The sequence below is a fragment of the Gammaproteobacteria bacterium genome (genome assembly GCA_013003425.1).
Taxonomy (GTDB): Bacteria; Pseudomonadota; Gammaproteobacteria; order Steroidobacterales; family JABDKV01; genus JABDJB01.
Genome location: JABDJB010000090.1, coordinates 1 through 6,802, shown reverse-complemented (window position 1 = coordinate 6,802; position 6,802 = coordinate 1). Strand labels below are relative to the sequence as shown.

General features: G+C 62.3%; 6 protein-coding genes. All 6 read left to right on the top strand.

Annotated features, from left to right (window positions below):
• Positions 1 to 25 precede the first annotated feature (25 nt).
• On the top strand, positions 26 to 922 hold the full coding sequence (ccoP, locus tag HKN06_12500) for a cytochrome-c oxidase, cbb3-type subunit III (protein ID NNF62130.1): 897 nt from the start codon (positions 26 to 28) through the stop codon (positions 920 to 922).
• Positions 923 to 942: 20 nt separating this feature from the next.
• The gene (ccoG, locus tag HKN06_12495) at positions 943 to 2,295 is read left to right on the top strand and encodes a cytochrome c oxidase accessory protein CcoG (protein ID NNF62129.1); all 1,353 of its coding nucleotides are present in this window, start codon (positions 943 to 945) and stop codon (positions 2,293 to 2,295) included.
• Complete coding sequence (locus tag HKN06_12490) at positions 2,292 to 2,741, top strand: hypothetical protein (protein ID NNF62128.1); 450 nt, start codon at positions 2,292 to 2,294, stop codon at positions 2,739 to 2,741. Before ccoG ends, HKN06_12490 begins: the two co-directional genes overlap by 4 nt.
• Positions 2,725 to 5,016 carry a cadmium-translocating P-type ATPase gene (cadA, locus tag HKN06_12485; protein ID NNF62127.1) on the top strand — a complete coding sequence of 764 codons (2,292 nt, stop codon included), beginning with the start codon at positions 2,725 to 2,727 and terminating at the stop codon, positions 5,014 to 5,016. Before HKN06_12490 ends, cadA begins: the two co-directional genes overlap by 17 nt.
• Positions 5,013 to 5,195, top strand: a complete 183-nt coding sequence (gene ccoS / locus HKN06_12480) for a cbb3-type cytochrome oxidase assembly protein CcoS (GenBank protein ID NNF62126.1) — start codon at positions 5,013 to 5,015, stop codon at positions 5,193 to 5,195. Before cadA ends, ccoS begins: the two co-directional genes overlap by 4 nt.
• A 134-nt stretch (positions 5,196 to 5,329) precedes the next feature.
• On the top strand, positions 5,330 to 6,736 hold the full coding sequence (locus HKN06_12475) for a hypothetical protein (protein NNF62125.1): 1,407 nt from the start codon (positions 5,330 to 5,332) through the stop codon (positions 6,734 to 6,736).
• The last annotated feature ends 66 nt before the right edge of the window (positions 6,737 to 6,802 follow it).

Below are 6,802 nucleotides of genomic sequence, written 5' to 3'. Positions count from 1 at the left end.
GACGACAGCAAGGGAGACGACAACGATGAGTAGCGGCTGGAGCTGGTTCATCATCATTCTTACGCTGGCCAACGTCGCCGCCATGTGGTGGCTGGCCTCAAGCCACTCGAAGCGCCGGCCCGACGAGCCGAAAGCGGACGAGACCATGGGCCACGTGTGGGACGGCGACCTGCAGGAATACAACCAGCCTCTGCCGCTATGGTGGCTGATGCTGTTTTACCTGACCATAATCTTTGGCGTGGCGTACCTGTTCCTGTACCCGGCGCTGGGCAACTACAAGGGCTTGCTGGGCTGGACGCAGCTGGATCAGTACGAAACAGAGCTCAAGCAGGCGCGTAATCGCTATAGCGGTATCTACGACCGGCTCGCAGAGCTTTCCATCGACGAACTCACCGGTGACGAGCAGGCAATGCAGATCGGTCATCGACTGTACGTCAACAACTGCTCGGTTTGTCACGGCTCGGACGGTCGCGGCGCACCCACTTTTCCCAACCTGGCCGATGACGACTGGCTGTACGGCAATGATCCTGACGCGGTGCTGGCCAGCATCGTCAATGGACGTAACGGCATCATGCCACCGATGGGTGCATCGCTGGACGACGGGACTATCGATAACATCGTGCAGTACGTGCTCAGTCTCAGCGGCCAGCCGCACGATGCCGCTGCGGCTGCGGCGGGCAAACCGATGTTTGGTGTCTGCGCGGCCTGCCACGGCATGGACGGCAAAGGCAATACGATGCTGGGCGCACCAAACCTGACCGACGGCATCTGGCTGTACGGCGGCGACGCCGCCAGTATCCGCACCGGTATCGTCAACGGTCGAAACAACCGCATGCCGGCACACGAAGAAATGCTCGGCGTAGAACGCTCGCGTATCGTCGCAGCGTATGTTCTGCAACTGTCGCGCGAGGCGGCGCCCTAAAGGTGAACGACAGTACCGCGCTGTACGAGGCGCGCCAGAAGATTCATCCGCGTGAGGTTAGCGGGCGCTTCCAGCGCCTGCGTACCGCGGCCGTATTCCTGCTGCTCGGGCTTTACTACCTGGTGCCGTGGCTGCGCTGGGATGAGCGCCAGGCAGTGCTGTTCGATCTTCCCGCACGCAAGTTTCATGTCTTCTGGCTCACGCTGTGGCCGCAGGACTTGTTTTACCTCACTGCACTGCTGATTACCGCAGCGCTGTCGCTGTTTTTCTTCACGGCGCTGTTCGGGCGTGTCTGGTGCGGCTACGCCTGCCCGCAAACCGTCTGGACCGAGGTCTATATCTGGATGGAACGCTGGACCGAGGGCAAACGGCACCAGCGCATGAAACTGGACAAGGCACCGATGAGCCTTACAAAGTTTCGCCGCAAGGCGGCCAAGCAATTCCTATGGGTCACATTCTCGCTGTTTACCGGTTTCACTTTTGTCGGCTACTTCACGCCGATCGACCAGCTGGCGGTAAAGACGGCAACCCTGTCACTGGGCGGCTGGGAGACCTTCTGGATACTGTTTTATTCGGCCGCTACCTATGGCAATGCCGGGTTCATGCGCGAACAGGTATGCAAGTACATGTGTCCCTACGCGCGCTTCCAGTCAGCCATGTTCGATCGCGACACGCTGATCATCGCCTACGACGAGACCCGTGGCGAACCGCGCGGCGGCCGCCGCCGCGGCAGCGATGCGAAAGCGGCCGGCCTGGGCGACTGCATCAGCTGCAACAAATGCGTACAGGTCTGCCCGACCGGCATCGATATCCGCGACGGATTACAGTATGAATGCATAGCCTGTGCCGCCTGCGTCGATGTGTGCAACGAAGTGATGGACACGATGGGCTACCCGCGCAACCTGGTACGCTATACCACCGAAAACGCGGTCAGCGGCAAAGACTCAAACTTGCTGCGGCCGCGCATTCTTGTGTATGCCGCCCTGCTGCTGGCAGTACTCACGCTCACTGTGGTTTCGATCGCGTCGCGCACGCCGCTGCGGCTCGACGTGATCCGCGACCGAAACTCGTTGTATCGCATCGTCGATGCAGGCTACATCGAGAACGTCTACAGCCTGCGAATCATGAACATGGACAATAATCCGCACCGGCTTACAGTGGAGGTTTCCGGCATTAGCGGCCTGGACGTGGAGACGGAACCTGCCAGCATCAGCGTGCCATCCGGTGCCATCGAGGCCGTCGCCGCGCGTATCAGCGTGCCGCCGAACGTCGCTTCCGGCGGTCACGACATACTGATTCGTATAACGAGCGCTGACGGTAGCCTGACGGTGGAGGAGCCGGCGCGTTTCATGGCGCCGGTGCCACAACAATGAACGACGCGCTGCAGCCGTGGCACCGGCAGTTCTGGCCGTGGTTCATTATTGCGCTGCTCGGCAGCACGATCGTGGCAAGCCTGGTAACAGTATGGATTGCCGTAGCCGCAGCGCCCAATCGTGTCGACGGCGCCGGCCTTATGGCGGTTCCGGTCGGGCTTTCGGCTGACAAAACCATCCTGGTATTCGATCTCGGGCTGCCGCCACCTGACGCTGCCTGGCCACACGAGCTACGTGTCAGTCTCGATTCGCGCAGCAATGGCGAGCAGCAGAATATGCGGGCACAACGTATCGATGAGCGTTCGTTCGAGGCACCCGTCGCCACACTGCAACCGGGTATTTACGATGTCACGCTGGAAGCTGCCGGCAGCAACCTGGCCCTGCAGGGCAGCTGGTCGTATCCGGCACCGGTGTGGAAACTGGCACCTGATGAACGCGCACAGTGAAGTAGAAGAGCGCTTCGCAGCGTTCGACCGCCCCGCTATCGCGCGCAGCTTCGTGCACGCTGTCGATGAGCGTGACCGTGAGGCTACGCTGGTTGTCGACGGGATTCACTGTGCCTCGTGCGGGCTGCGCATCGAAAAGGGCCTCACCGCTGTCACCGGCGTGCGCGAGATTCACGTCAACCCGACCAGCCGTCACGCAACGCTGCGCTGGGATTCGTCGAGCGTCAGTCTGGGCCGCCTGATGCAGACAATCGCCGACCTGGGATTCACCCCGCATCCGCTGCGCCAGGACACGCGCAGCGCGTTGCATACAGAGGAATATCGCGCAGCTCTCAAACGCCTGATCGTCGCCGGCCTGGGGATGATGCAGGTGATGACCTACGCAGTGGCCGGCTACTTTGGCGCTTTTGCCGGTATGGCGACGCAGTACCAGCAGTTTTTCCGCCTGCTCAGCCTGCTGGTTGCCACCCCGATCGTGTTGTACTCAGCGGCGCCTTTTTTCCGCGCGGCCGTTTCCGATCTCAGCCACCGCCGCGTCGGTATGGATGTACCGGTCGCGCTGGCCATCGGCCTGGCTTATGCCGCCAGCGTTTACATTACCTTCTTCGGCAGCCTGCACAGCGAAGTGTATTTTGACTCGGTGGTGATGTTCACTTTCTTTCTCTCCTTCGGACGCTTCGCCGAAATGCTGGCACGACATCGCACGATGGCCACCAGCGAGGCGCTGTCAGAATCGATCCCGGCAGCGGCCACACGGCTGACCGGCACAGACGACAACTGGACCGGTCAGCAGGTACCGCTGGCACAGGTGCAGCCAGGCGACCGGCTGCTGGTACGCCCGGGCGAGACGGTGCCGGCCGACGGCATTGTTGCCTGGGGTACGTCGGCGACAGACGAAGCGCTGCTGACCGGCGAGTCGCAGCCGCGCACCCGTCGTCCCGGCGACGCGGTGATTGGTGGCAGCATCAACCTGACCGGGCCGCTGCACATCGAGGTTACGGAAGTCGGGCCCGATACGGTGTTATCCGGCATCGCGCGTCTGCTCGAACGGGCGCAGGGCCAGCGCCCCCGCATGGCGCAGATGGCCGACCGCGTGGCCGCGTGGTTTGTGGCCACGATACTGCTGATTGCGGTGCTGGTTGCACTGGCGTGGCTGGCGATTGATCCTGGCCGCGCGCTGACAGTAACGCTGTCGGTCCTGGTCGTGACCTGCCCGTGTGCATTGTCACTGGCGACACCGGCAGCACTTACTGCAGCTACGGGCTACCTCGCCCGCAACGGGTTGCTGGTAACACGCGGATCAGCGGTAGAAACGCTGGCGAAGGCTGACACCATATTGCTGGACAAGACCGGGACGCTGACCCGTGGCAGGCTGAAACTGGTCGCCGTGCGATTACTGGCCGACCACAGTGACGAGGATTATTGCCGCCGGCTGGCTGCTGCGCTCGAGGCAGGATCGGCCCACCCGGTCGCCGCGGCTTTCCGGATTGACGACAACGATCTCATTGCTGAGGACGTTACCATGCATCCCGGACGCGGCATCGAGGGCGTGATCGGCGGCGAGACCTGGCGCATCGGCAATACAGATTTCGTTATCGAACTGGCTGGCGTCACAGCCGCTCCGGATCTCACGCCGGGCGTCACGAGCGTGCTGCTTGGTAAGCGTCACCAGCTGCTGGCGGCCTTTGAACTCGAAGACGCGCTGCGCCCTGAAGCCGCCGCGGCGATTACACAGCTGCGCGGTGCCGGGCTGCAACCGGCAATCCTCAGTGGCGATGCGGCCGGCCCGGTATCGCGCGTCGCGACAAGGCTCGGCATCGAGGACTATCACGCCGCCCTGCTGCCGGGGGACAAGCTGGCACAGGTGCAGCAGCGACGCGCCGCCGGCAAGACAATCGCAATGGTGGGTGACGGTATCAACGACGCGCCGGTGCTGGCAGGCGCCGATGTATCGATTGCCATGGGCTCGGGCTCCAGCCTGGCACAGGCCAGCGCTGACCTGGTGCTGCTCGGCGGCGGACTGGACAGGCTCGTCGGTGGTATTTACCGCGCACGCAAAACTCGCCGGATTATCCGGCAGAACCTCACCTGGGCTATTGTTTACAACCTCGTTGCCCTGCCGCTGGCTGCGGCCGGGCTGGTAGCACCGTGGATGGCAGCTATCGGCATGTCGGCCAGCTCGCTGATCGTAGTCCTCAACGCGCTGCGCCTGGCGCGCGACGGCGAAGACAACGCCACGATAACTCCGCGACCGCAGGCGCTGACAGCAACATGAGCATTATTTTCGTATTGATCCCGGTCGGGCTGATCCTGCTGCTGGTAGCGATAGCCGCATTTTTCTGGGCGGTGCGCAGCGGCCAGTTCGATGACCTCGATACACCGGCGCTGCGGATCCTGACCGACGATGACAACAATGCATCGCCTGACCCGCAACGGGACATACGATCGCGCTGAATCCCGGCTTCATCATTATGTCCAAACGCTGCAAATTCAGGCTCTTTACCCAGCGTCACATTCAGCGTTTTCGCGCGCCGCTTCGTTCCGGTAAACTGGCGCGACAGTAACAAGAGCCTGTAAAGGGTCATGCAATGCCGAAAACAATCCGGACCTTCGCGCTGGTGCTGCTGGCTGCGTTAGGCTGCGAAAACGCCTTTACGCAGATACCACCCGGGGAAGCGCCCGCTCTGTCGCGTGACTTTATGCAAGATGACATCGCTTCCGGGGCAATGACGCTGGATGAAATCCGCCACGCCGGCATGCAGGTATTTGCGACGCCGTTCAACAAGCTGGACGGTTATGGCGACGGGCCGACCGATCCGGCCGATCCGACCAGCCCGGGCGGACGCCCAACGCTGCAGAACAACGGCACGCTGCTGCGGGTCAATGGCCTGGACGCCCAGAGCTGCCAGGAGTGTCACTCAGTAGGCAGCAGCGCAGAAGTGCCGTTTCGTTTTGCCGTCGGCGGGGCCGGCAGCTCGAACAACAATGCGATCTTCCAGCCACGTGAAATAGACGTCAGTGATTCGCATTTTTATGGGTACGCTTTTTTCGACGGCCGCTTCATCAATCCGCCTTTCCTGTTCGGCTCAGGCGGCATCGAGTTGCTGGCCAAGGAAATGACCGCCAACCTGCAAAAGCGCAGGTACTTCGCCCGGCGCAACCCGGGAAAGCCGATCCCGCTTACCACTCATGGGGTCAACTTCGGCAGCCTCACTTACGACGCTGCCACACAGAGTTTCGACTACCGCGCAGTATCGGGCATCGATAATGACCTTGTGGTCAAACCGTTCGGCCGCAAGGGTGAGTTTGCCACGGTGCGGGCGTTTGATGTCGGCGCAATGGCGTTTCACTTCGGCATGCAGGCAGTCGAGGATGTGGGCAGCGGCATCGACGCGGATGGTGACGGCGTCACCGACGAGGTGCTGGTCGGCCAGCTGTCAGCCCTGCATATATTCAATACCAATCTGGAGCGCCCGCTGCAGCAACGCCCCGGGGGGCAGGCGCAGGCAGGCGCTGTGCTTTTTGAAGACATCGGTTGTGCCGGCTGCCATGTGCCGGAAATCCGCACCCGCACGCGGGTGCTGCGCTACACCTTTCCTGAAGACCACACCCGGCCAAACGCCAATACTTTTTTCTCTGTTGATCTCAGCGCGACACCGGCCGGGTTTGGCACGGATGGGCGTGGCCTGAGCATCCCACTGTTTTCCGACCTGAAGCGCCATGACATGGGCGACGAACTGGCCGAGAGTTTTGGCGGCGAGCTCGATCGCATGTTCATCACTGCCCGGCTGTGGGGCGTTGCCGACACCGCGCCATACCTGCACGACGGACGTGCGCTGACCCTGACGGACGCCATCCTGGCTCACGGCGGTGAAGCGCAGCCGTCGCGTGACAGTTTCGCCGGCCTTGACGATGGCCAGAAAGTCCAGCTGCTGGAGTTCCTGCGCACGTTGCGCACACCGGTGGCGCCGGCCGCGGACCTGCTGCAACAGTAAGCGGCAGCGCTGTCGCTAACGCGCGGATGAACAGGCGTTGGGGATACCGCTCGGCCCTGGCGCCGC

What these genes read in the sequence shown, in the direction of transcription:
- ccoS (NNF62126.1), top strand. Translation starts at nt 5,013, where the DNA reads ATGAGCATTATTTTCGTATTGATCCCGGTCGGGCTGATCCTGCTGCTG.
- cadA (NNF62127.1), top strand. Translation starts at nt 2,725, where the DNA reads ATGAACGCGCACAGTGAAGTAGAAGAGCGCTTCGCAGCGTTCGACCGC.
- HKN06_12490 (NNF62128.1), top strand. Translation starts at nt 2,292, where the DNA reads ATGAACGACGCGCTGCAGCCGTGGCACCGGCAGTTCTGGCCGTGGTTC.
- ccoP (NNF62130.1), top strand. Translation starts at nt 26, where the DNA reads ATGAGTAGCGGCTGGAGCTGGTTCATCATCATTCTTACGCTGGCCAAC.
- HKN06_12475 (NNF62125.1), top strand. Translation starts at nt 5,330, where the DNA reads ATGCCGAAAACAATCCGGACCTTCGCGCTGGTGCTGCTGGCTGCGTTA.